Source organism: Streptomyces axinellae, from assembly GCF_039532135.1.
Lineage (GTDB): Bacteria > Actinomycetota > Actinomycetes > Streptomycetales > Streptomycetaceae > Streptomyces > Streptomyces axinellae.
Window position 1 is genome coordinate 12,509 of sequence record NZ_BAAARJ010000002.1, and the last position, 22,961, is coordinate 35,469.

At 73.7% G+C, this 22,961-nt stretch carries 20 protein-coding genes; 10 read left to right on the forward strand and 10 right to left on the reverse strand.

Annotated features, from left to right (window positions below; genetic code table 11):
- The first annotated feature begins 21 nt into the window (after positions 1 to 21).
- The 4 genes from gmd to ABD339_RS02425 all read left to right on the forward strand — a co-directional run bounded on the left by gmd (position 22) and on the right by ABD339_RS02425 (position 4,726).
- Complete coding sequence (gmd, locus tag ABD339_RS02410) at positions 22 to 1,038, forward strand: GDP-mannose 4,6-dehydratase (RefSeq protein ID WP_344561646.1); 1,017 nt, start codon at positions 22 to 24, stop codon at positions 1,036 to 1,038.
- A 178-nt stretch (positions 1,039 to 1,216) separates the two neighbouring features.
- Complete coding sequence (locus ABD339_RS02415; RefSeq protein WP_344562288.1) at positions 1,217 to 3,250, forward strand: CBM96 family carbohydrate-binding protein; 2,034 nt, start codon at positions 1,217 to 1,219, stop codon at positions 3,248 to 3,250.
- Between the two features lie 14 nt (positions 3,251 to 3,264).
- On the forward strand, positions 3,265 to 3,771 hold the full coding sequence (locus ABD339_RS02420) for a hypothetical protein (protein WP_344561647.1): 507 nt from the start codon (positions 3,265 to 3,267) through the stop codon (positions 3,769 to 3,771).
- A 58-nt stretch (positions 3,772 to 3,829) separates the two neighbouring features.
- Positions 3,830 to 4,726 carry a glycosyltransferase family 2 protein gene (locus tag ABD339_RS02425; RefSeq protein WP_344561649.1) on the forward strand — a complete coding sequence of 299 codons (897 nt, stop codon included), beginning with the start codon at positions 3,830 to 3,832 and terminating at the stop codon, positions 4,724 to 4,726.
- Here ABD339_RS02425 and ABD339_RS02430 read toward each other — a convergent pair.
- On the reverse strand, positions 4,635 to 5,879 hold the full coding sequence (locus tag ABD339_RS02430) for a glycosyltransferase (protein WP_344561652.1): 1,245 nt from the start codon (positions 5,877 to 5,879) through the stop codon (positions 4,635 to 4,637). The two genes, ABD339_RS02425 and ABD339_RS02430, sit on opposite strands and share 92 nt — an antisense overlap.
- 198 nt (positions 5,880 to 6,077) lie before the next feature.
- Between ABD339_RS02430 and ABD339_RS02435 the strand changes: the two genes are divergently transcribed.
- The gene (locus ABD339_RS02435) at positions 6,078 to 7,577 is read left to right on the forward strand and encodes an MATE family efflux transporter (RefSeq protein ID WP_344561654.1); all 1,500 of its coding nucleotides are present in this window, start codon (positions 6,078 to 6,080) and stop codon (positions 7,575 to 7,577) included.
- On the opposite strand, the gene ABD339_RS02440 is transcribed toward ABD339_RS02435, so the two are convergent.
- From ABD339_RS02440 to ABD339_RS02450, 3 genes are read right to left on the reverse strand one after another with little or no spacing between them, the layout of a single operon-like run.
- Positions 7,537 to 9,108, reverse strand: coding sequence for an O-antigen polymerase (locus tag ABD339_RS02440; RefSeq protein ID WP_344561656.1), 1,572 nt, complete (start codon positions 9,106 to 9,108; stop codon positions 7,537 to 7,539). The genes ABD339_RS02435 and ABD339_RS02440 overlap by 41 nt on opposite strands.
- Entirely contained in the window at positions 9,105 to 10,883 is a 1,779-nt protein-coding gene (locus ABD339_RS02445; RefSeq protein ID WP_344561658.1) for a lipopolysaccharide biosynthesis protein, read from the reverse strand. The genes ABD339_RS02440 and ABD339_RS02445 overlap by 4 nt, the downstream gene beginning before the upstream one ends.
- Entirely contained in the window at positions 10,880 to 12,175 is a 1,296-nt protein-coding gene (locus ABD339_RS02450) for a glycosyltransferase family 4 protein (RefSeq protein WP_344561660.1), read from the reverse strand. Before ABD339_RS02450 ends, ABD339_RS02445 begins: the two co-directional genes overlap by 4 nt.
- A 168-nt stretch (positions 12,176 to 12,343) precedes the next feature.
- Here ABD339_RS02450 and ABD339_RS02455 point away from each other — a divergent pair, with 168 nt between their 5' ends.
- Positions 12,344 to 12,814, forward strand: coding sequence for an FAD synthase family protein (locus tag ABD339_RS02455; protein ID WP_344561662.1), 471 nt, complete (start codon positions 12,344 to 12,346; stop codon positions 12,812 to 12,814).
- On the opposite strand, the gene ABD339_RS02460 is transcribed toward ABD339_RS02455, so the two are convergent.
- Positions 12,783 to 13,589, reverse strand: coding sequence for a CDP-alcohol phosphatidyltransferase family protein (locus ABD339_RS02460; RefSeq protein WP_344561664.1), 807 nt, complete (start codon positions 13,587 to 13,589; stop codon positions 12,783 to 12,785). The two genes, ABD339_RS02455 and ABD339_RS02460, sit on opposite strands and share 32 nt — an antisense overlap.
- A gap of 187 nt (positions 13,590 to 13,776) precedes the next feature.
- On the opposite strand from ABD339_RS02460, the gene ABD339_RS02465 reads away from it, so the two are divergent.
- A complete protein-coding gene (locus ABD339_RS02465; RefSeq protein ID WP_344561666.1) occupies positions 13,777 to 14,763 on the forward strand; it encodes an SCO2278 family lipoprotein in 987 nt (328 codons plus the stop codon).
- A gap of 83 nt (positions 14,764 to 14,846) precedes the next feature.
- Here the strand turns inward: ABD339_RS02465 and ABD339_RS02470 are convergent, their stop codons facing one another.
- Complete coding sequence (locus ABD339_RS02470; RefSeq protein WP_344561668.1) at positions 14,847 to 15,653, reverse strand: bifunctional DNA primase/polymerase; 807 nt, start codon at positions 15,651 to 15,653, stop codon at positions 14,847 to 14,849.
- 217 nt (positions 15,654 to 15,870) lie between these two features.
- On the opposite strand from ABD339_RS02470, the gene ABD339_RS02475 reads away from it, so the two are divergent.
- Entirely contained in the window at positions 15,871 to 16,755 is an 885-nt protein-coding gene (locus ABD339_RS02475) for a glycerophosphodiester phosphodiesterase (RefSeq protein ID WP_344561670.1), read from the forward strand.
- A 237-nt stretch (positions 16,756 to 16,992) separates the two neighbouring features.
- Here ABD339_RS02475 and ABD339_RS02480 read toward each other — a convergent pair whose 3' ends face one another.
- Positions 16,993 to 17,637, reverse strand: a complete 645-nt coding sequence (locus ABD339_RS02480; RefSeq protein WP_344561672.1) for a TetR/AcrR family transcriptional regulator — start codon at positions 17,635 to 17,637, stop codon at positions 16,993 to 16,995.
- Positions 17,638 to 17,807: 170 nt separating this feature from the next.
- Between ABD339_RS02480 and ABD339_RS02485 the strand changes: the two genes are divergently transcribed.
- The gene (locus tag ABD339_RS02485) at positions 17,808 to 18,014 is read left to right on the forward strand and encodes a DUF6243 family protein (RefSeq protein ID WP_344561674.1); all 207 of its coding nucleotides are present in this window, start codon (positions 17,808 to 17,810) and stop codon (positions 18,012 to 18,014) included.
- A gap of 231 nt (positions 18,015 to 18,245) precedes the next feature.
- Positions 18,246 to 19,052, forward strand: coding sequence for a dimethylargininase (gene ddaH, locus ABD339_RS02490; RefSeq protein WP_425575860.1), 807 nt, complete (start codon positions 18,246 to 18,248; stop codon positions 19,050 to 19,052).
- Positions 19,053 to 19,086: 34 nt separating this feature from the next.
- On the opposite strand, the gene ABD339_RS02495 is transcribed toward ddaH, so the two are convergent.
- From ABD339_RS02495 to ABD339_RS02505, 3 genes are all read right to left on the reverse strand, one after another.
- Positions 19,087 to 20,097: a small ribosomal subunit Rsm22 family protein gene (locus ABD339_RS02495; RefSeq protein ID WP_344562294.1), complete on the reverse strand. Its 1,011-nt coding sequence runs from the start codon at positions 20,095 to 20,097 to the stop codon at positions 19,087 to 19,089.
- Positions 20,098 to 20,326: 229 nt separating this feature from the next.
- Complete coding sequence (locus tag ABD339_RS02500) at positions 20,327 to 21,496, reverse strand: serine hydrolase domain-containing protein (protein ID WP_344561676.1); 1,170 nt, start codon at positions 21,494 to 21,496, stop codon at positions 20,327 to 20,329.
- A complete protein-coding gene (locus tag ABD339_RS02505) occupies positions 21,478 to 22,899 on the reverse strand; it encodes a multidrug effflux MFS transporter (RefSeq protein WP_344562296.1) in 1,422 nt (473 codons plus the stop codon). Before ABD339_RS02505 ends, ABD339_RS02500 begins: the two co-directional genes overlap by 19 nt.
- Positions 22,900 to 22,961: the final 62 nt, after the last annotated feature.

Here is a 22,961-nt window from a genome sequence, read left to right on the forward strand (position 1 = left end):
CTCACCGAACGGGGACGGCTCGTGACCAAGAGCGCACTGATCACCGGCATCACCGGCCAGGACGGCTCGTACCTGACCGAACTGCTGCTGGACAAGGGCTACACGGTGCACGGCCTGATACGCCGTTCCTCGTCCTTCAACACAGCACGCATAGACCACCTGTACGAGGACCCGCATCAGCGCGAGCGCTCCCTGGTGCTGCACCACGCCGACCTCGCCGACGGCGTCGCCCTCGTCAACCTGCTCCGCGACCTGCGCCCCGACGAGGTCTACAACCTGGGCGCCCAGTCCCATGTACGGGTCTCCTTCGACTCCCCCCTCTACACGGGGGACGTGACCGGCATGGGCACGCTCCGGCTGCTGGAGGCGATCCGCGCCAGCGGCATCGACACCCGCATCTACCAGGCGTCCTCCTCCGAGATGTTCGGCGCCGCGCCGCCGCCGCAGAACGAGGCGACCGGCTTCCACCCACGCAGCCCCTACGGCTGCGCGAAGGTCTTCAGCTACTGGTCCACGGTCAACTACCGCGAGGCGTACGACCTGTTCGCCGTCAACGGCATCCTCTTCAACCACGAGTCCCCGCGCCGTGGCGAGACCTTCGTGACCCGCAAGATCACCCGCGCTGTCGCCCGGATCCGCGCCGGGCTCCAGGAACACCTGTACCTGGGCAACCTGGACGCGGTACGGGACTGGGGATACGCCCCCGAATACGTCGAGGCGATGTGGCTCATGCTGCAACGCGACGTCCCCGACGACTACGTGGTGGCGACCGGCACCGCGGCGACCGTACGCGACTTCCTCGCCGCCGCGTTCTCCTCCGCCGGGCTCGACTGGACGGCCCACGTGCGCTTCGACGCGAAATACGAGCGGCCCAGCGAAGTGGACGCCCTCATCGGGGACGCGGCGCGGGCCGAGGAGCGGCTCGGCTGGAAGCCGCGGGTGATGTGGCCCGAGCTGGCCCGGATCATGGTCGAGGCGGACATCTCCGCGCTGGACGCGGAGATGGCGGGTGCGACGGTGCGGGTGGACCGCCGGTGACTCTTCCCAGGCTCCGCCCCTCCCCTCCTCTTCCGGGGGCTCCCCTCCCGGCGGGCTCGGCGCCCGCCTCTTCGAGGGGCTCCGCTCCCGGAATCGCACCACTTCGACAAAATTGGGGGAGGCAGTGAAAAGAAAGAACACCCTGCGCAAGGTCGCGGGGCTCGCGGCGGTGCTGGCGATGACCGCCGCCACCTGGGGCGGCCCCGCCCTCACCGGGCACGGGGCACACAAGGCCGAGGCGGTCACGCCGCCGGTGGCGATGACCGCCGATGATCTGTCCACCTGGCAGACGAACGGCGTCGTGTGGGCCATGGCCCAGTCCGAAGGCGTCGTCTTCGTGGGCGGCACCTTCTCCACCATCCGCCCGCCCGGCTCCGCGCCGGGCGCCGACGAGCGGCGGGCCGTCAACTTCGCCGCGTTCAACGCGGCGACGGGCGAGCCGGCCGACTGCCGCCTCGACTTCACGGTGGGCAGCGGCCTGGCGACGGTCCGGGCGCTGGCCGTCTCCCCGGACGGCGACACCCTGTACGTGGGCGGCAACTTCGCCGCCGTCAACGGCACCAGCGTCAGCCGGGTCGCGGCGATCGACATCTCCTCGTGCAAGGTCGAGCCGGGCTTCAGCATGTCGGTGTCCTCGACCGTGCACGCGCTCGCCGTCACCGACGACACCGTCTACCTGGGCGGGGACTTCACCTCCATCGAGGGCGAGGACCGCGAGAGGTTCGCGGCGGTCACCCGGGGCGGTGACCTCAAGCCGTGGGCGGCGGACGCGGATTCGACGGGCTCGGCCGTGGAAGTGACGCCGGACGGGAAGAGCGTCGTGCTCGGCGGCGACTTCAACCGCGTCCGGGGCGCCGACTCGCACGCCCTGGCCGTGGTGGACGCGGACTCGGGCGCGCTCAAGCGCAGCTACCCGAGGTACTTCGTACCGCGCAACTCCGCGATCAAGGGCATCTACGTCGATGAGACCGGCATCTACACCGCCCACGAAGGCACCGGCGGCGGCGTGTTCGACGGCCGGATAGCACTGGACCTCGACGGCTTCGGGCAGCGCTGGCGGGACACCTGCCTGGGCGCCACCCAGGATCTGGTCGTCTACAAGAGGGTGCTCTACAGCAGCTCGCACGCGCACAACTGCCGCAGCATGGGCGAGTTCGGCGAGCTGAATGAACGTCAGCACCTGTTGGCGCAGTCGGTGGACAACCCGACGCCGCTGCTGTCGTGGTTCCCCGACACGGACGACGGCCCCTCGAACGTCGAGCAGGTCGGGCCCCGCGTCATGACCGTCTCCTCGCGCGGCGGCGCCGACTACCTGTGGGTGGGCGGCGCCTTCTCCCGTATCCAGAGCAGCGGCAACAAGCCCCAGCAGGGCCTGACCCGCTTCACCACCGGGCCCGACACCCGGGCGCCCACCGTGCCCGACCCGGTGACGGCCACCAACTACAGCAACTCGGTGCGAGTCAGCTGGCCGGCCAGCACCGACCTGGACGACAGCGCGCTCACCTACCGCGTCTACCGCAACGGCTCGTCCCAGCCCGTGTACACCGTGCGGGCGAACTCCGTCTTCTGGGACAGGCCGACCGTCACCTTCACGGACACCGACGTACGGGCCGGCACCACCTACTCGTACCGGGTGACGGCCAGCGACGCGGACGACGCCAACACCAGCGCCCGCTCGGAATCCGCGTCGGTCACCCGCCCCGGCACCCCGACGGAGACGACGCTGGAGCGCGCAGCGAGCGCGGACGCGTACGTCAACGGCGCGGCCACCAGCAGCACCTACGGCACCCACCAGCAGCTCGCGGTGCGCGGCTCCTCGGCGTATCTGAGCTATCTGCGCTTCGGGGTGCCCGCCGCGCCCCGGGGCATGGTGCTCAAGGACGCCAAGCTCACCGTCACCACCAGCAGCGATCCCCACGCGGCGACCGACGACACGGTCGACGTCGTCCCGGTGACCGGGAACTGGTCGGAAGCAGAGGTCACCTTCGCCGAGCGGCCCACGCTCGGCTCCGGCACCCTCGGCTCACTCGAAGGCGCGCCGGACGGCAACACCGCCTACGACATCCCGCTGAGCGTCAGCGCAGTCAACAGCTCGGTGGGCGGCACGCTCGATGTCGCGCTGACCAGCTCAGGCACCGACAGCCTGTGGCTGTGGGCGCGGGAGAACGGGGGCACCGGCCCCCGGCTCACCCTGACCTACGGGAAGCCGTGAGCGGGCGCGGCCCCGTGAGCGCCGTGGCGGCCGTCATGCTGACGGCCGCCGTGGCGCTCGCCTCCGGATGCGGGGCAGGCGGCGGGGACGACAACGGGCCTGGCGGGGGCGGGAGAGGCGGCGCCGGAAAGGACGGCCACAGTGCCCCGCCCGGCGCCACCGCGCCCGCCTCCCCGGGCAAGGACGGCAGCGGCGAACGGGCCGCGGACGGCGGCGGCGAACGGGCCGTCGGGGACAAGGGCACACCCAAGCTGCCCCGCGCCCGGCTGACCCCGGCCACCGGCTCCTTCACCGAGAAGGAGAAGGACTATCTGACCCGGCGGGTCCCCCGGGGCATGGACCCCGCCGCGGTCCTGGAGGCGGGCGAGAACGCGTGCGCCCGCATCCGCACAACGGCGAAAGCCAGCGAGAAGGACGCCATCAGCGCGCTGAAGGCGGGCGAGATCGACAGCGCGGGGCCCGCCGTCAAGCACCTGTGCCCGAAGTTCGCCCCGCTGCTCAAGGCCGCGGGCAAGGACTGAACGGCGCCGAAGGCCGAGGGCCCGACAACGACACACGAACGCAACGGAGAGGTCCAGCGTGGAAAAGCTGCCGGTGGTCGTCGCGATCCCGACCAAGAACGAGGCCGAGAACATCGTGACGACCGTACGGTCGGTCATCGACCACTTCGAGCGGGTGGTGGTCGTCGACTCCGACAGCACGGACGACACCCGGGCGCTCGCCAAGGCCGAGGGCGCCGAGGTGGTCCCGTACACCTGGGACGGCGCGTACCCGAAGAAGAAGCAGTGGTGCCTGGAGCACGTGTACCCCGACACCGACTGGCTGTTCTTCCTCGACGGGGACGAGACGCCCAGCCCCGAACTCCTCGCGGAGATACGCCGGATCTTCACCCCGGTGCCGGGGCGTACGGTGCGCCCCGCCGCCTTCGACATCCCGCTCGGGTACTGGTTCGCGGGGCGGCGGCTGCGGCACGGCTACACCATCGTCAAGCGCGTCCTGCTGGACCGCACGCGCTGCCGCTTCCCCGAGCCCGATGATCTGGCCGCCCCCGGCATGGGCGAGCAGGAGGGCCACTACCAGCCGCTCGCCGACCCGGTGGTGCGGCTGACGGCGCCCCTCGAACACCGGGACCTGGACCCGGTGCGCACCTGGTTCGAGCGGCACAACCGCTACTCGGACTGGGAGGCATGGCTGGAGCACCACCCCGCCGTACGGGAGCAGATCCGGCAGGCCAAGACCCGGCAGGGCCGCCTCTTCCACCGGGCACCGCTCAAGCCGCTGGTCTCCTTCGGCTACGCCTACCTCTACAAGCGCGGCTTCCTCGACGGCCGGGCCGGGCTGGACTACGCGCTGGCCATGAGCTTCTACCGCTGGCAGATCGGACTCAAGACGCGCGAGCTGCGCTCGGCCGCCGCCCCGGACGAAGCCCCCGCGCGGGCCGCGTCCGGCGGGGGCCGGGGAGGTGAGGGCCGCTGACCCGCTCGTACAGTCCGCGCAGCGTGTCCACCACCGCGTCGAGGGTGAAGCTGGCCCGGGCCAGCCGCCAGGCCGCCTCGGAGGCGGCGGCCGAGGCGGCCGGGTCCAGCAGTTCCAGTACCGCCCGGCCCACCCGGGTCCCGTTCTCCGGGTCGCCGGGCGCGCTGTCCACCAGCCGCCCGGCGCCGGAGGCCGCGATCTCCGGCGCCAGGCCGTTGGTGCGGGTGACCACCACGGGCAGACCCACGGACAGCGCTTCCAGTACCGAGACGGAGAAGGCGTCCTTGACGGAGGGCAGTACGTACACATCGCTGGAGCGCAGCCGCGCCAGCACCCCCGCGTGGTCGAGCGCCCCGATGTACTCCAGTGCGTGCCCCACGCCCAGCGAACGGGCCAGCGCCAGCATGTCGCCGGCCAGCGCGCCGGTGTCCGGGCCCGCCATGACGAAGCGGGCGTGGGGGTACTTCGCCAGCACCGTCGGCATCGCGGCCACGAAGTCCTGGGGCCGCTTGCCCTCCTGGATCCGCGCGCAGTACAGCACCGTCGGCGGCCGTCCGGCCGGTGCCGGGGGGCGCATGGCCTGCGGCGCGACGCCGTTGACGAGGCGGTACGCCGGGGCCATCGCGGGGGCCGTCGCCGGGGGTCCCACCACCGCGCGGGTCAACTCCCGCTCCGTGTCGGTGAGATGCAGCACCGCGTCCGCGTGCTTGAGCACCCACCGCAGACCCAGCACGTCCACGGCACGCGCGACCCGGTTGTGGGTCGGATCGATCATGCCGTGCGTCTGGAGCACCAGCGGGCGGCCCATCCGCGCGGCCAGCAACGCCATCGGAAGCGTCACCAGATCGCGCATCAGGTGCACATGGACGACATCCGCCGAGCGCAGCAGCGCGGGAGCACCGGCCAGCATCGACGGGGAGGTGATGCCGCTCACCTCGAAGCGCGGCAGCACATGGCGCGCCGGGAAGAGCCGCGCCGGAACGCCGTCCACCTCGCGCGGGAGCGGCCCGGCGGGGAACCCGTCCCCCAACGCGACCAGCGCCGCCTGCTCCCCCGCCGCGCGCAGACCCCCGCACAGGTTGAGGGCGACCCTGGTGGGCCCCCCGAAATCGTGTGTCGGCGTATGCAGCGTGACGACGTGCAGCGCCCTCATGGTGAGCCCCCCTCACGAGTGCGCCCTGGCCGGGCGCGTGGGGGGAATAGTAGCTGATATCCCGAAAAACGTGCCCTGTTCGGTTCTGTTCCCGCCCCCGGAGACGGGAACGGGGACGGGGACGGGGACAGGGACAGGGACAGGAACGGGGACGAGGACGACCGGGACGGCGACAGGGGCGGCGGGGGGTGTACGCACATGAGGGGCACGCCGGGACGCCCGGCGGGACGCCGGGCGGGGCGGGGGCGCAAGGCGGCCGTCCTCAGCTCCGTCGCCGACCAAGGAGTGGCCGCCGCGACGAACATCGCCGTACTCGTCGTCGCCGCCCGGCAATCCAGCGCGGCGGCCTTCGCCACCTTCTCCGTCGTCTACACCGTCTTCACGGTGCTGCTCGGCCTGACCGTCGCCTTCGTCGGCCAGGTCCTCGTGCTGGAGAACGGCTCCCCCGCCGCCGTCGCGCGCGCGTGCCGGTCGGCGGTGACCTTCACCGCGACGGCCGCCACCGCCGTGGGGCTCCCGGCCGCCGCCGCGCTGTGGGCGGTGGGCGGGGAGACCCCGACGGGCCTGGCCGCCCTCGCTCTGATGCTGCCGATCGTGCTCACCCAGGACACCACCCGCTACGCCTTCTCGACCCTGCGGCTGCCCCACCACGCGCTCAGCGCCGACCTGTTGCGCATGGCCGCCGTCCTCCCCGCGCTCGCGGCGCAACCGCACGGCGCGGGCGCGGCGCGGCTGATCGCCGTCTGGGGCCTGTCGGCGCTCCCCGCGCTGGGCCTGGCCCTGTGGCTGCTGCACGGCCGAACCGCCGAGGCGGGGGCGGCGGATGCGGACGAGGCGGCGGGTCCGGGCGCGGGCCGCTATCTGCGGCGGGGCCACCTGGGGCGCAGGTTCGCGGTGGAGTTCGGGGTGGGCAACGCGGGCACCCAGCTCGCCGTCATCGGGCTCGGGCTGATCGCCAACCCGCTGGCGGTGGGCGCGCTGCGCGGCGCCGGCACGCTCTACGGCCCCATGAACGTGCTGTTCAACGCCGCGACCGGCTTCGGCCCGCCCCTCTTGAACCGCCTTCCCGGCCAACGCCGGGCGGCGCGGGCCGCGTTCACTGCGGGCGGCGTGCTGGCCGGGATCGCGGCCGGGTGGACCGGGGTGCTGGTGCTGCTGCCGGACCGCTACGGCCGCGCCCTGCTGGGTGAGACCTGGGGCCCGGCCGCGCATCTGCTGCCCGCCACCGGCAGCCAGTACGCGGCGATGGCGCTGGGCACCTGCGGGTTGCTGACACTGCGGGTACTGCGCCCGCGCACCACCTTGCCGATCCAGCTCGTCTTCTCGCTGATGTCGGTGGGCTGCATGCTGACGGGGTACGCGCTCGGCGGAGTGCTGGGCGCCGCGTGGGGCCTGTGCCTGGGCTCGGCCGCCAAGTGCGCGGCGAGCTGGCTGCGGGCCGCGCGGGTGCTGCGTACACCGGAGCCGGCGGACGACGGGGCAGGCGAGACCGACGGGGCAGGCGAGGCCGACGCGGCCGAAGGCGGCTCGGTGAGCGAAGGAGGCCCCCTCGGCGAAAGCAGCACCGTCGGCGAAAGCGGCGCGGCCGGCGAAAGCAGCGCGGCCGGCGAAGGCGGCACCCTCGGTCAAGGCCGCACGGCCGACGACGGCGGCGGGCTCAGCGCGGCTGCGACTCCCGGCCCCGGCGGAACGTCGTGACGAGCAGCACGCACACCACCGCGATGCCCACCCTGCCCATCCCCTGGAGCAGAGAGCCGCGCAACAGGATGAAGCTGTAACCGGCCACGAGCGGCACCACGACGGCCAGCACACTGCCCGGCCCCTCCACCGGCCCGCCGGGTCCGCCCGAACCGTCAGGGCCCCCGGATTTCCCGGCCTCTCCCGCGTCCCGGGCCGCGCCCTCCTCCTCCGTGCGCCGCGCGTAGCGGCGGTCCGCGCGGGCGGCGGCGTAGCCCACCCCGGCGAAGCCCAGCGCCATGCCCAACGGGCCGAAGTCCAGCCACAGTTCGGCCCACAGCGGGGAGGAGAGGTTGGGGTAGGGCATGCCCATCCACTGCCCGACCCGCGTGCCCGGATCGTGCGGCTTGCCCGTCCACACCGAGCGGGGCACGAAGAACAGCACGGTCCCGGTGAGCTGCCTGCCGTAGCTGTGGCCCTCGCCCGAGCCGACGAAGGTGATGGTGTTGGCCAGCATGCCCGTCTGGTCGTAGTCCTTCATCGTCAGCGGTTCCAGCAGCGAGCCGCTGGGCTGGGGCCGGTCTGCGCCCTCCTCGTAGCGGAACTTGTCCGCGAACGGGAAGACCACCAGCGCGATCGCCACCCCCAGCGCGAGCGCGGCGCGGTACATCACCGGGCTGCGCGGGAACGCCGTGAACAGCAGCGAGAACAGTACGGTCAGGAACCAGTAACGCGGGTTGGACACCGGGTTGTTGACGACGGCGTTCAGTCCGAACATCGCCAGCCACAGCAGCGGCACCAGCGGACGGCGGCGGGCCGCGCGCGAGGTGACCAGCCACCGGGTGAGGAAGAGCAGCGCCAGCAGCGCGGGCACCGTACCGAACCCGCGCAAGAACGCGGAGCCCGCCTCGGACGCCGCCTCCGCGCCCGCCCCGGCGGTCGCACCCGCGACGCTCTCGCTGATCTCCTGCCGGTTGCTGAAGAAGACGGCGGGCCCGCCCAGTCGCACGACCAGCAGTCCGCTGCCCACCAGTGCCACGGCCACCAGGAGGTAGAGGCGCGGCCGGTGCACGGTGGCGGCCGGACGGTGCCGCTCGTGCAGCCTGCTGCGCAGCGGCGGCCGGTGCCGCGCCAGCACGGCGCCCACATCGAACGCGACGAGCCCCGCCAGCACCAGCGCCGTCGCCAGCACCGTGTCGGCCCGGGGGCCCACCACGGGTGTGGGGGTGGCGTCCAGCACGGTCTGGGCGAGCGGGGCGATGCCCATGGCGATGTAGACGAACAGCCAGAAGGCGCTCTGGATCAGCCGGCGCCGGGCCGTCAGCACCATGGCAGCCAGCCGGGTACCGGCGTAGGCGCAGGTCGCCAACTGGAGCCAGTAGGCGGTGTCGTGCGGGCCCGGCCCCGGCGCGGTGGCGACAGCGCCGGGCAGGACGGCCACCAGGCCGAGGACCAGCGGTACGGTCAGCGCGCGCGAGAGGACCGCGCGCGGTGCCGTTTCCGCGACCCGTACCCCGGTGAGGGTGGCCGGGGGTGGTGCGGGGACCGTCACCGGTCCATCACATGCAGGCCGGGCGGGGCCGCCCGGGACGGCGGGAGCGGCGGCTCGGCCCGCCCGTCGGCCGAACTCCCCTTGGCCGAACGCCCTCTGGGCGAACGGCTCTTGGGCGGTCGGCTCTTCGCGGCGCCGTGCGAGTGCAGCAGCGCGCCGAGCACCACGCCCCCGGCCCCCACCACCAATTCCCGTACCCGCACCAGCTCGTCGCGGCGCACCTCCCTGGGGTCGCACACGATCAGCACGCAGTCCACGCGGTCGATCAGCGCGATGGCGTCCGCGTAGGACAGCACGGCGGGGGCCAGCACGACGACGACCGAGCCGCCCTGGTCGGCGTGCGCGAGCAGCTGGGTGGCGGCCGAGGAGGTGAGCGCGCGGGGCACCTTGCTGACGCGGTGGCCGGGCACGAGGTCGAAGACGCCCGACTCCCCCGCGTCGATGGGCACGCGCAGCCCGGCGGGCCAGCCGATGGTGCCGTGGCCGGGCGGGCGGGCCCACCCGGGCCGGACACCGTCGGCCTGCTGGAGCCGCTCGGTGAGCGAGGGTGTGCGCAGGTCGGCCTCGACGAGCAGCACGTCCTTGCCCATCTCCGCGAACGAGGCCGACAGGTTGACGGAGGTGGCGAGCGCCGTGGCGATGCTGCCGCGCGGCGAGACGATGAGGATCCGGCGGCGGCGCGCGAACGTCTCGTCGTAGGCCAGCCGGAAGGCGACCGACCGGTACTCCTCGGCCCGCCGCCCGTCCGCGAGCAGCGAGCCGCGCGCGGGGCGGCCACGCGGCGGGCCGCCGGGACGCCCCCCGTCCCGGCCCCCGTCACGGTCCCGGTCCGCGCGCGCGCCGCGTGCGAGGCGCGCGAAGCGGCGCGGGCGCGGCAGTGTGCCCAGCACGGGCGCGTGCAGGGCGCGTACGACGTCGCCGGGGGTGCGTACCGCCGGGTCGAAGACGAGACGTACCCAGGCGGCGAGCAGCCCGAGGCCGATGCCCACGGCGGCCCCGAGGCCGAGCATCAGCGCGAGTCCGGGCCCGGCGGGTGCGGCGGGCGGGGTGGCCTTGGTGACGATCCGGCCGGGGGTGGTGTCCTGGGCGCGCAGCGAACTGATGCTGCTGCTCAGTTCCGCGATGCGGGTGACGGCCGAGGAGTGCGCGGAGACGGTGCCGTCCAGGGCGCCGCGCTCGCCGGCCCCGGCGATCTCGTCGGCGAGCCGGTCGCGCTCCTTGACGAGCGGTTCGAGCTGCTTCTCGTAGGCGTGGACGATGCGGCCGAGACCGGCGGCGGCGTCGGACTCGCGGTTGCCGAGGTACGCCTGCGCGAAGGCGTTGGCGTCGCGGGCCGCCGTCTTCGGGTCGGCGGCGGTGTAGGCGAAGCGCAGCATCTGGGTCTCGGGCGGGTTGGTGACCTGGAGCGGCGCTGCGAGCTCGCCCGGGTCCGTACGGGTCTTCAGGTCGCGGGCCGCGCGCTCGGCGACGACGCTGCTGAGCGCGGTGCGCCGCTCGGAGCCCATGCTGATCTCGCCGCGCGGCCGGTCCTCGCCCGCGCCGTCGGTCGGCAGGAGCCGCACGGTGATCTCGGTGGTCGCGGTGTAGGAGTCGCCGCCGCTGACGCCGAGCCAGCCGCCGCCCAGGACGCCGAGGAGCACGCCGAGGAGGATCAGCCAGCGGTAGCGCAGCAGTTGGCGGAACTGGTCGCGCAGCAGGTCGGGCTCGTCATGGGCAGGGGCGGGCGCGGGAGCCGAACGCGCCCCGCCCGGCGCCGCCGCGGCACCCGCGCTCATGCGCGAGCCCCCCGGAACGCGGGGCCCGCGCCGGGGGCGGGCCCCTGGCCGGGGGCGGCCAGCGCCTCGTCCAGCAGGGCGGTGAGCCGGGCGAGTCCGGCCGCGCTGCCGAGGCGCTCGGTGGCGTAGGCGCGGCCCGTCTCGCCGAGCGCCGCGGCGTGCGCGGGGTCGGCGGCCAGGGTGCGTATGCCGTCGGCCAGTGCGCGCGGGTCCTCGGGCGGGACGAGCAGCGCGGCGCCCGAGCGGCGTAACTCCCCTGCCGTGCCGCCGCCTTCGGCGACCGAGCCGATCACGGGGCGGCCGGCGGCGAAGTAGGAGGTGAGCTTGGAGGGGACGCTCATGTCGAGGACGGCGGCGCGCTGGGTGACGGCCAGCACATCGGCGGCGGCCAGCACCTCGGGGAACTCGCCCTCGGGCACGGGGGGCAACAGTGCGACGTTGGGCAGCGGCGCCGCCAGCGCGGCGAGCTGCCGTCGCTGGTTGCCGTCGCCCATCAGGACGACGCGCAGCCCGGGATCGAGGCGGGCAGCCTCGACCAGCACCTCCAGGCCCTGCTTGAGGCCCATGTTGCCCGAGTGCAGCACGACGGTCTCGCCCTCGGCCCAGCCGAGGCGGGCGCGGGTCTCGGCGCGCGGGCGCGTGGGGGGCGCGATGTGGGACCAGTTGGGGACGGTGCGCACGCGGGAGCGCGGCACGCCCAGCGCGGTGACGCGCTCGACGAAGCTCTCGTGGATGACACCGACGAGGGTCGCGGAGGTCAGCACCCGCCGCTCGACGGAGGCCGCCAGGGCGGCGGCCCGGTCGCCGCCCCGGATGCCGCTCTGGGCCGCCGCCGCGCCCATGAGGTCCTGGACGACGGGCACGAACGGCACCTTCGCCGCGCGGGCCAGGCGCGCGGCCAGTATCCCCCCTGCGAGGCTGGGCAGTTGGGCGGCGACCAGGTCGGGCGGGCCGCCGGTGCGGGGCGGCGCGAGCAGACCGTGGCCCAGGATGGACGCCTCGTACAGCACCCGGCGCAGCGCGCTCTGCCGGGCGGGGACGGTGTGCCTGCGGCGGTGCACGCGCACCCCGGCGCGCTCCTCGGTGAGCCGCCAGCGGCCCCGGTAGGCCGGATCGGTGCGCCAGGCGGGGTAGTGCGGCATCCCGGCGAGCACATGGACGTCCAAGTCACCCCGGGCCGCCCAGTGTTCGGCCAGCTGGGCGGCGTACGGGCCGATTCCGGCCCGCTCCGGTGCGTAGTTGGTCGACACGAGCACCACACGGCGTGCGGGCACACCGCTGCGCTTCCCCATGGATCCCCCCATACGTCCCCTTGATTCCCCTCGCGCAGCCTAACGCCTGTCGTACATCATTTCCCCAACATGTCCCCGTTTTCGCCTCGTTGTGGTTGCATTCAGCGACGCGACGGCCTGGGGAGGGCCGACGCGTACGTCAACGGCTCATGTCCTGGGGGGACTTGTATGACCCGTACGGCCCACACCGTCGGCTACGCGCCCGGTGCCTACGACCTGTTCCACGTCGGCCATCTGAACCTGCTGCGGCACGCCCGCGCCCACTGCGACTACCTGGTGGCGGGTGTGGTCTCGGACGAGATGGCCGAGCGCGCCAAGGGCCGCCCGCCGGTGATCCCGCTCGTGGAACGGCTCCAGATCGTGCGCAGCATCCGCTTCGTGGACGGCGCGTTCGTGGAGACGGTGCCCGACAAGCTGGAGACCTGGCAGCAGGTCCGCTTCGACGTCCTCTTCAAGGGCGACGACTGGCGGGGTACGCCCAAAGGTGACCGGCTGGAGGCCGACTTCCGTACGGTGGGCGTGGAAGTCGTCTACTTCCCGTACACCGTGCATACCTCCAGCACTCAGCTGCGCCGCGTGCTGGACACGCTGGCGCCGCCCGAGTCCGTCAGCCGCGGGACAGTTCCCGGAACCATTTGACGCAGAACGCGGCCAGGAAGAGCGCGTAGCACCCGAACAGCGCCGCGTAGGCGGCCCGGAAGGGCCCCGGGCCGCCCAGCAGCAGGAAGACGGCGCAGAAGACGCCGTAGTCGACCGGCAGCAGCGCGACCGCCCGCAGCCGGGAGGGGCCCGGGCTGCCCGGGACGGCGTCGGGGCCCCCCGCGGCGGGCGGTGGGGCGGACGGACGCGGGCGCAGTTTGTCGGTGAGCAGCCCGCCGAAGAAGATCAGCACCGCGACCAGCTGGAAGCCGAGCGGCAGCAGCAGCCAGCCCTCGCCCGGCAGCGCGGCGAAGCGGTGGAAGGAGATCAGCACGGCGGAGTGCAGGGCCACGATCTTGGCGCAGTCCACGACATGGTCCAGCCACTCCCCCGCCGGACTGCCGCCGCCGCGCAGCCGAGCGAGCTGCCCGTCGGCCGAGTCCAGCGCGAAGCCGACGACGAGCGCGGCGTAGACGCACACCCCCAGCGTCCAGGAGGGCCGCACGAGCGCCACGGCCGTGACGCCCGCGAAGCTGAACGCCGCGCTCAGCAGCGTGACCTGGTTCGGCCCGAGCCCGACGCGGTGCGCCGCCGCCGCGAACACGCGGCCCAACGGCCGGTTGATGTGGCGCGAGTAGAGCGAGACGCCCTTCGCCGTCTTCTGCGCGCCGCGTAATTCCCGCAGCGCTGCCCGGTATCCGTTCGCACCGGACCCGCCGGTACCGGATCCGCCCGAACCGGACCCACTCGTACCGGATCCGCTCCCCTGCCCCATGAGGCCCCTCGCCCTTCCCTCGCCACTCGGCCACTCGACCGCTTCGCACCTTCGTACCCGTGGTCCCGACTGGGCCTCCGGCCCCGCCCGCCGCGCCTACTGTGCCCAGCCGCCGCGCCGCGCGCCAGACCACGCAGGGTAGGGTGCCTTCGCCGACAGTCGGGGAGGGTGGAACCAGGTGAAGGGGATGAGGGCCGGTAAGGCCCCGCGCATACCGCTGGCCGCTGCGCTGACAACCGGGGCGCTGCTCGCCTCGCTCACCGGCTGTGTCACGGTGCACGGCGAGGACGCGGTCATCCCGGCCGTCAGCAAGGGCGAGGCCGTGAAGATCCTGGAGACCTTCACGGTCAAGAACAACCGGGCCAACACCGCGTACGACACGAAGCTGAACGCCTCGATCGAGACCGGCGCGCTCGGCGCCATCGACCAGGCGGGCCTCAAGTCCCGCAAGGAAGTCCACCCCAAGGGCAACCCGGACTACCGGCCGCTGAAGCTGACCGACACCCGCTATCTGATCCCGAAGCAGGCGGGCTGGCCGAAGTTCTTCGTCACCGACTCCCGGAGCAACCGCCAGGGGCCCGGCCGCTGGCTGTTCGTCTTCCAGCGCGATCGCGCCCAGGGCCCGTGGAAGGCGTCCTACCTGGCGGTGGTGGCCCCCCGCGCGCTGCCCCGGTTCGCACGCGACAAGGACGGCAACGTCGAGGCCGTACCGACCGGCAGCGCCTCCGGGCTGACGCTGGCGCCGGACAAGCTGAGCAGGACCTACACGCGCTACCTCCAGGACGGCGCGGGCGACGACTTCACCTCCGGGGTGCACACCACCCGGCTGCGGGAGCGGCGCGTCGAGCTGGGCAAGCGCACGGACGTGCGCAACGAGTTCGCGGAACAGACGGCCGAGGCACCGCAGTTCGCGCCGTTCGGGCTGCGCACGGCGGACGGCGGCGCGCTGGCCTTCTTCACCTCCCGCCACCACCACAAGCAGACGCTGCCGCGCGGCTACCATCCGAAGATCAAAGAGCCGCTGGTCAAGGCGTTGATGTCGGGCACACCGAAGCAGTCGGTGACGTTCATGCGGATCTCCGAACAGGCGGTCAAGGTCCCCCCGAAGAAGTCCAACGGCAAGATCGCCTTCCTGAGCCGCATCGAGGGCCTGACGGCGGCCCGGGGCAGCTGAGCCCGTCACGCCGCAAGGCGGGGCAGGCTCAGCGCCGAGGCGGAGCCGGGCGCAGCGGACGGGCCGCCGAGAGGCGACCGGGCTCAGCGGACGGGCCAGGGCGCGGCCTCTTCCCGGCCCTCGATGCTGATGGCGTACTCCACGCAGGCGTCGGTCAGCGTCTCCAGCAGCACCAGCGGCTCGGGCAGCACCGCACCGGGCTCGGGAGGACGCAGCCAGCGCACCCCGGTCTCGTCGTCGGGGTAGTCGGGCAGCCGGGCCGGGGGCAGCAGCACATAGCTGCCCCGGCAGTGCCAGCGCAGCCCGGGGTGCTCGTCCATCGTCTCGGGGTGGCAGTCCAGCTCGCAGGGCCACCACTCGTCCTCGTCCTCCGGGGTGCCGCGCGTGGCGGTGAAGAACAGCATCCTGTCCTCCCCCACGAGCGCGACGGGGCCGAGCGCCGGCTCCCCGGGATCGGCGGTCTTCTCCAGCTCTTCGAGGCGGTCCAGCGCGGCGTACCCGGCTTCGGTGGGGACGTCGAGCACGTCGTGGGAGCGGCCGGTGGCGGTGATGAAGTTCGCCTGCGGCTCGGCGTGCAGCCAGCGCTCGATCTGGGCCCGGTCGGTGGTGGCCTGCGTCTGCCAGGCGAAGGAGACGGGGTGCCGGCCCGGGGTGGGGCAGCCGATCCGGACGCAGGAACAGCCGTATCCGGACGGGTGGGCCGCGGGGGCCAGCGGGAATCCGGCCTCGGCGGCGGTGAGCAGGAGGGACTCTCGGTCGCGGGCCGCCTCGGCGAGCGCTGCGGGCCGGTCGCCGCGCGCACCCCACCTGCGGGTCCCCTTGCCCTTGGCCGTGGAAGGCCGCGCGGCCTTCCGGCGCAACCACTGGGCGATCCTGCTCTCGCGTTCCATCTACCGCCTCACTCCGCGACCGGGAACCGTGAATACCGAGGGTACGCAGCTACGAGGCGCGCTGAGGCCGGAATCCACGGATCACGGATGTCTCTGCTCTATCCTGCGCCCCCTCGCGGGCGATCCGGTACGCGGGGTCCTCCGCGTCACTCCACCGTGCCACTCGTGCGGACGATCCGCCCGGCACATCCGCATATGCGCCTTTAGCTTGGTGGCCATGGTCACCAAGGCGCTTCTCGTCCCACTGATGTCGCTGACCCTCGTCTCCCCCGCGGCCCCGGCGCACGCAGCCCCCGCACACACCGCCGCGCGCTCCGCCGCATCGGCGGATTCCAGAGCCGGCTCCTCGCGCGCCGCCCCCCGGGGTGCCCCGCTGCTCGACCGGCTGCCCCCGATCGCCTACACCGCGCACCGGGGCGGCGCGCTCGAAGTGCCCGAGAACAGCATGCAGGGGCTGGCGGCCACCTACGCCAAGCGTTACGCGCCGGTATTGGACGTGGACATCCGGATGCTGCGGGACGGCACACTCGTCGCGATGCACGACGCGACCCTCGATCGCACCACCAACCGGCACGGCCCGGTCGCCGCGCTCGACCGCGCGGGCTGGAACCGCGTACGGCTGCGGCCCCCGCGCGGGCTGCCGGGCCGCTGGCGGGCCGAGCGTCCGCCGACCGTCGCGGAGATCCTGGACCGCTTCGGCGGGCGCACCGCGCTGATGCTGGAACTCAAGGACCCGGCAGGACTGACGCGGCTGCACCGGATGCTGCGCGAGCGGAAGCTGACCCGCTCGGTGCTCCTGGAGACCAACAGGCTGCCCCTGGCCGCCGCGTCCCACCGGCTGGGGCTGCGCACGGCGGTGTGGCGCTCGCCCCGCCAGCTCAAGAGCGACCACCCGGACCGCTGGAGGCGGTACGTCACCATGCTGAGCGTCGACTACCGCACGTCGGACCGGAATGCCCGCAAGGCAGTGACGTCGGGCATCCGGTACGTGTGGTCACACACGGTCAACACCCGTGCCGCGCGCGACCGGATGCTGCGACTCGGCTTCAAGGGCATCGTCACGGACGCGCCGGGCAAGCTGACGGGCCGGGGGCGGGGTTGAGCGGCGCGGGGGCGGGCCGAGCGGCCGGAGGGCGGGGCGGAGGCGGCCGGCTCCGGGCACGGCAGGAGTACGGCACGGAGCGCGCGTCGCGCTCGGTCGGGGTGGACTCCCGCAGTCGGGGCGGGGCGGGGCGCGCACGGCGCACGGGGCCCGGCGCGGAGTGCCAGGGGCGGCGCGGGGGGCGGGGCGGCGCGGGCTGCCGGGGCGGGCGCCTCGGGAGGACCGGCACGCCGGGCGTCAGGGGGTGCCGCGCGGCGTGAAGGCGCGCAGGCACATCTCGACCAGCCGGTCGGTGAACTCGTAGGTCAGCGGGCCCGAACGGGCGAGCCAGCGCTGCTGGAAGGGGCCGAGCAGCATCTCGACGGCCAGGCCCACATCGAGGTCGGCGTCGATCTGGCCCGCCCGCTGAGCGGCGCGCAGCCGTGCGGCGTAGACCGCCAGCCCCGGCTCCTGGAGCCGCTCGTTGAACTGGGCGGCCAGTTGGGCGTCGGCGGCCGAGGCGATGGCCAGCGCGCGGTAGGGCGCCTCGAAGGCGGCATCGGTGAACTCATCGACGGTGGCGCGCAGTACCTCCTTCAAGTCGGCCGCCAGGTCCCCGGTGTCGGGGAGGGCCGCGGCGTACCCGTCGTCGTCCACCACGGCGGTCAGCGCGTCGAGCAGCACGGCCGCCTTGGACGGCCACCAGCGGTAGATCGTCTGCTTGCCCACCCCGGCGCGGGCGGCGATGGCCTCGATGGTCAGCCGGCTGTAGCCGACCTCACCGACCAGTTCCATGCTGGCGTCGAGGATCGCCGCGCGGGAGCGCGCGCTGCGGCGCGTGGTGTCGGGAACCTTGGCTCGGGGGGCCCGGGCGGCCCGGGGTGACTGAGGCGTGGAGGACATGCCCCGAATCTAACAGGGGCCTGAGACGAGACGAACCGTCTTGACTGAACGAGGCATCTCGCGCATGCTGGCGACACCGCATACGAGACGAACCGTCTCGGTGCGCATCACCCTGCCGGCCGGAAGACCGGCGGCACCGGCAACCGAAAGCAGCGAGGAGAGGAGACCCCATGGTCAAGGGACGTGCGGGAAACATGCTGGGCGTCGGCGGCACACGCACGCGGATGTCGCGCAAGGCCCTGCGGGGCGGGCGGCAGGACGACGGGCACGGCCCCGGCGGCGGCGCCGATCCGGCCGCCCAGAAGCGCGAACTCCTGCGCAGACTGCGGGAGTCGCGCGATGCGCTGCAAAACACCGAAAACACCGAAAACACCTAGAACACCTAGAACACCTAGAACACCTAGAACGCCTAGAACGCCTAGAACACCGAAGCCGCCGACAACACAGCCCACGCGGAAATCACAGTAATCACAGCAATCGCCGGAGTTGCGGGAACGAGCGCTCCTCCCTCGGGGAGGTCGCCATAATCCAGCCAAATTCCGCCCGAAAAGGCTCCTCCCGGAGGACTATGGGCCGCACAGGCGCACCGACCCCGTGAGGAGCCTTCGTTGTACGCAGCTCGCCGCTATCTGATGTGCCCCCCGGCTCACTTCCGCGTCACCTACTCCATCAACCCCTGGATGGACCCCGGCAAGCCGGTGGATCTGCGGCTCGCACACGCTCAGTGGGAAGACCTGCGCGACCGCTACCGCGCGCTCGGGCACACCGTCGAGATCCTCGACCCCGTCCAGGGCCTGCCCGACATGGTGTACGCAGCCAACGGCGCCACCGTCGTCCAAGGCCAGGTCCTGGGCGCCCGGTTCGCGCATCCCGAGCGCGCGGACGAGGCGGCGGCACACCGCGCCTGGTACCGCGCGCACGGGTTCGGCGAGGTCACCGAGCCTGTGCACATCAACGAAGGCGAAGGCGACTTCGCCGTCACCGGGCAGTGGCTGCTGGCCGGGCGCGGCTTCCGCAGCAGCCCGCTCTCCCACGGCGAGGCCCAGGAGTTCTTCGGCCGTCCCGTCATCGGCCTCGACCTGATCGACCCGCGCTACTACCACCTGGACACGGCGCTGTGCGTCCTCGACCCCGAGCGGGAGGACGTCATGTACTACCCGCCCGCCTTCTCCCCCGGCAGCCGGGCCGTCCTCGCCCGGCTGTTCCCCCAGGCGCTGCTGGCGGAGGAACAGGACGCGGCGGCGCTGGGCCTCAACGCCGTCAGCGACGGCCACCACGTCCTGCTCCCCCAGGCCGCGACCGGCCTCCTCGTCCCGCTCCGCTCGCGCGGCTACGACCCGGTCCCCATCGACTTGACCGAACTCCTCAAAGGCGGCGGCAGCGTCAAGTGCGTGACGGCGGAACTGCGCACCTGACACCCGCGCGACGCCCGGCGCCCGCGCCGCCCCCTCAGTCCGCCGCAGCATCCCCCGGCTCCGGGGGCCAGGGGTCGCCCCAGTCGGCCTTGCGGGCCTCGCGGTAGCGCGGGCCCTCACGTTTGGTGACCGTGCGGCGGGCGAGGGAGCCCTCCCGCTCGCACAGGTCCAGGAGGACCTGGCCCTTGCGCAGCTGCGGCTTGCGGACGATCCGCGCGGGCGCCGGGACACCCGGGGCGCCCCCCAAGTCGCGCACCGCCGCGACATAGCTGAACTTCTCGTCCTCGTAAGGCAGTTCGCCGCCCTTCACGCGGCGGTGCAGAGAAGAACGGCTGACTCGTACGGAGAAGTGACACCAGTCCTCGCCCGGGACGATCGGGCAGGCCCCGTCGTGCGGGCACGGCGCGAGAACCCGCAGCCCGGCGGCGATGAGCGCACGCCGGGCCTCGATGACGCGCGCGTACCCCTCCGGCGTCCCCGGCTCGACGAGAACGACCGCGTGCCGCGCCGCGCCCACGGCGGCGTCCACGGCCGCGCGCCGGTCCTCCTCGGCCAGCTCGCCCAGCACGTACGAGACCGTCACCAGGTCGGCGGGCGCCAGCTCGGCGCCGCCGCCGCGCAGCGAGCCACGGCGCCACTCCGCGTCCGGCAGCGGTCCGGCGGGCGCGCGGGCCGCCAGCTCACGGCCGAGGTCGAGCGCCGGCTCGGCCCAGTCGAGCACGGTGGTGACGCGCGGCGCCCCCCACACCCCGGCCGCCGCCCAGGTCGCGGCGCCGGTACCGCCGCCGACATCCAGGTGGCTGCCCGGCGCCCAGCCCGGGATACGGAAGGCCAGCGCGCGCAGCGCGGCGGACGCGGCGGCGAAGGTGGCGGGCATGCGGTAGGCGGCGTACGCCGCCACGTCCGCGCGGTGCCGCAGGACCGGGGACTCGGTGGGGGTGCGGCCCCGGTAGCTGGCGATCAGCCGCTCCACGGCGGCTGTCGCCTGCCGCGCGGGCAGTCCCTCGACGAGCGCGGCGAGGGCTCCGCGCAGCTCTTGCTCCATCACCCCACCAGTCTAGAAAGCCCTCCGCCCGCCCGGGACCCGGCCGGTCCCCTCCCGCCTCTTCCCGTCCCACCTCTTCCCGTTCCCGTCCCACCTCTTCCCGCCGCGACGGCGCGCACCCCCTCCGACGGCACCGGCGGTGCCGAACCCACCTCCGGCGGCAACCACGGCGGGGCACCGCCGGGCCGGGACGTCCCGCGTCCCACCGTCACCGCGGAAGGGGAGCGGGTCACCGTACGGCGCGGGCCAGGTGGGTGGCGGCCAGTGCGCGCGGCGCGCTCCCCGCGGGGTGCCGAACCGGATGGACCGTGTTGGCCAGCAGTACCAGGAACGTGTCGGTCACCGGGTCGAGCACCAGGCTGGTGCCGGTGAAGCCGGTGTGCCCCGCGGCGCGCCCCGCCGGGCCGGCCAGCTCGCCCATGAACCACTCGGCGCCGGTCTGGAAGCCCAGGCCCGGCGGGGCGAGCAGCATCGTCACGGACGAGGGCGCCAGGATGCGCGCGGGCCCGTACGCGCCGCCCGAGAGCAGGGTGCGGCACAGTACGGCCAGGTCACGGGCCGTGGAGAAGAGCCCGGCGTGCCCGGCGGCGCCGCCCATGGCGTAGGCGTTCTCGTCGTGGACGCGCCCGTGCACCAGGCCCCGGTTGAGTTTGGCCCAGGGTCTGCGCTGGTCCTCGGTCGCGGCGATGCGGGGCCGCCAGGTGCGCGGCGGGTTGAAGCGGGTGCGCTCCATGCCCAGTGGTGTGGTGATGCCCTCGCGGATGAGCGCGTCGAGCGGCCGGCCCGTCGCCTGCCACAGGATCCGCTCCAGCAGCAGCGGGTTGAGGTCGGAGTACAGGTGGGTGCTGCCGGGTTCGGTCAGCGGCTTCTCGGACCACAGCAGCGCGGTGTGCTCGGCGGTGTTGTGCTCGTACAGGGGCAGTTCGGCGCGCAGCCCGGAGGTGTGGGTGAGCAGGTGGCGCACGGTGATGCCGTGATCGGTCACCAGTCCGGCACGCGGGTCGGCGTACAAGGCGGCGGGCGCGTCCAGGTCGAGGGTGCCGCGTTCGGCCTGCTGCACGGTGGCGATGGCGGTGAACAGCTTGGTGAGGGAGGCCAGGTCGAAGACGGTGTCGGTGCGCATGGGCAGCCACTGGTCGGCCGGCAGTTCGACGCCGCGCCCGGTGCCGGGGTCGTAGGCGGCGTAGCGCAGCGCCCAGCCGGTGGCGTGCTCGACCGCGACACAGGGGCCGCGTCCGGCCAGTACGACGGCGCCCGCGCACCAGCCGCTGCCGGGCAGCGCGTCGGCATCGCCGACAAGTGCCGCCAGGTGGTCGCCGTCGAGCCCGGCCTTCTCCTGGAAGCGGCGGCGCGCGGCGCCGTCCAGGGAGGCCGCGCTCCTCAGTCGCGTGCGCGCCATGGGCGGCAGAGTGCCACGAAGGCGAGCGCGGCGAGCAGCACCGCGCTGAGCTGGACCAGGGCCATGGGCACCGCCGTCTGCTCACCTGCGACGCCGACCAGCGGCGCGGCGAGCGCGCCGACCAGGAACTGCGTGGTCCCCAGCAGCGCGGAGGCCGACCCGGCGGCGTGCGGGGTGCGCATCAGCGCCAGCGAGTTGGCGTTCGGCATGACGAGTCCCATGCCGGCCATCAGCGCGCACAGGCCCGCGGCGAGCGGTCCCAGGCCCACCGGTCCGAACGCTCCGGCGGTCATCAGCAGGAGGGCGAGGGCCGCGAGCCCGATCATGCACAGGCCGAAGCCCAGCACCCGGTCCAGTGGGACCCGGCCGACCAGGATCTTGCCGTTGAGCTGGCCGAACAGGACCAGGCCGATGGAGTTGACCATGAACAGCAGGCTGAAGGTCTGCGGCGAGGCGCCGTAGATCTCCTGGACGACGAACGGCGAGGCCGACACGTAGCAGAAGAGCGCGGCGAAGGCGAAGCTGCCGGCCAGCAGGTAGCCGGCGAAGACCCGGTCGGCGAGCAGCCCGCGCATGGTGCGCAGCGCGTCGGGCAGCCCCCCGGTGTGCCGGTCGGCCGGCGGCAGGGTTTCGGGCAGTTTGCGCACGACGACGAGGATGAGGAGCACGCCGATGGCGGTGAGGATGCAGAAGATCCCGCGCCAGTCGGTGAAGCGCAGCACCTGCCCGCCCAGGACGGGGGCCAGGATCGGTGCCACGCCGGATATCAGCATCAGGGTGGAGAAGAAGCGGGCCATGGCGAGGCCGTCGTACAGGTCGCGTACGACGGCCCGCGCGATGACGATGCCGGCGGCACCCGCGAAGCCCTGGACGAACCGGAACCCGGTCAGCGTCCCGGCGGTGGGCGCCAGCGCGCAGGCGAGTCCCGCCACCACATAGCCGCTCATGCCGATCAGCAGGGGTCTGCGGCGGCCGAAGCGGTCGCTCATGGGTCCGACGACGAGCTGGCCGACGGCGAGCCCGATCAGGCAGGCGGTGAGTGTGAGCTGCGCCCCGGCAGCCGACACGTGCAGGGCGCCGCCGACCTCGGGGAGGGCCGGGAGGTACATGTCGATGGAGAGGGGCGGGAGCGCGGTGAGCCCGCCGAGGATGAGCGTGACCAGCAGCCCGGCCCGGCCGCGCGGCGTCAACGGCCGTTCACCCGGGGCAGGTTGGGCTTCCCTGCCCGGCCCGGCGTCGGCACTGCTCCGGTCCGCCTCACGCCCGGGGGCGGGGTCCGGTGCCGCCGGGTCCGGTGCCGCTGGACTCGGTATCCCCGGGTGCGGGGTCGCGGGGGGATCCGTTGCGGGGTGTGCGTTCTCGCCGGTTGTCGCGGCCGGTTGCTGGGGGCCGGGGTTGGTCATGCACCTCTCCAGGAGATTGTCAGCGGCGTGGACATTCTCCCAGGGATTCCTGCCCCGGCCCA

What these genes read in the sequence shown, in the direction of transcription:
- ABD339_RS02415 (WP_344562288.1), top strand. Translation starts at nt 1,217, where the DNA reads ATGACCGCCGCCACCTGGGGCGGCCCCGCCCTCACCGGGCACGGGGCA.
- ABD339_RS02430 (WP_344561652.1), bottom strand. Translation starts at nt 5,879, where the DNA reads ATGAGGGCGCTGCACGTCGTCACGCTGCATACGCCGACACACGATTTC.
- ABD339_RS02435 (WP_344561654.1), top strand. Translation starts at nt 6,078, where the DNA reads ATGAGGGGCACGCCGGGACGCCCGGCGGGACGCCGGGCGGGGCGGGGG.
- ABD339_RS02445 (WP_344561658.1), bottom strand. Translation starts at nt 10,883, where the DNA reads ATGAGCGCGGGTGCCGCGGCGGCGCCGGGCGGGGCGCGTTCGGCTCCC.
- ABD339_RS02450 (WP_344561660.1), bottom strand. Translation starts at nt 12,175, where the DNA reads ATGGGGAAGCGCAGCGGTGTGCCCGCACGCCGTGTGGTGCTCGTGTCG.
- ABD339_RS02455 (WP_344561662.1), top strand. Translation starts at nt 12,344, where the DNA reads ATGACCCGTACGGCCCACACCGTCGGCTACGCGCCCGGTGCCTACGAC.
- ABD339_RS02460 (WP_344561664.1), bottom strand. Translation starts at nt 13,589, where the DNA reads ATGGGGCAGGGGAGCGGATCCGGTACGAGTGGGTCCGGTTCGGGCGGA.
- ABD339_RS02465 (WP_344561666.1), top strand. Translation starts at nt 13,777, where the DNA reads ATGAGGGCCGGTAAGGCCCCGCGCATACCGCTGGCCGCTGCGCTGACA.
- ABD339_RS02470 (WP_344561668.1), bottom strand. Translation starts at nt 15,653, where the DNA reads ATGGAACGCGAGAGCAGGATCGCCCAGTGGTTGCGCCGGAAGGCCGCG.
- ABD339_RS02475 (WP_344561670.1), top strand. Translation starts at nt 15,871, where the DNA reads ATGGTCACCAAGGCGCTTCTCGTCCCACTGATGTCGCTGACCCTCGTC.
- ABD339_RS02480 (WP_344561672.1), bottom strand. Translation starts at nt 17,637, where the DNA reads ATGTCCTCCACGCCTCAGTCACCCCGGGCCGCCCGGGCCCCCCGAGCC.
- ABD339_RS02485 (WP_344561674.1), top strand. Translation starts at nt 17,808, where the DNA reads ATGGTCAAGGGACGTGCGGGAAACATGCTGGGCGTCGGCGGCACACGC.
- ABD339_RS02495 (WP_344562294.1), bottom strand. Translation starts at nt 20,097, where the DNA reads ATGGAGCAAGAGCTGCGCGGAGCCCTCGCCGCGCTCGTCGAGGGACTG.
- ABD339_RS02500 (WP_344561676.1), bottom strand. Translation starts at nt 21,496, where the DNA reads ATGGCGCGCACGCGACTGAGGAGCGCGGCCTCCCTGGACGGCGCCGCG.
- ABD339_RS02505 (WP_344562296.1), bottom strand. Translation starts at nt 22,899, where the DNA reads ATGACCAACCCCGGCCCCCAGCAACCGGCCGCGACAACCGGCGAGAAC.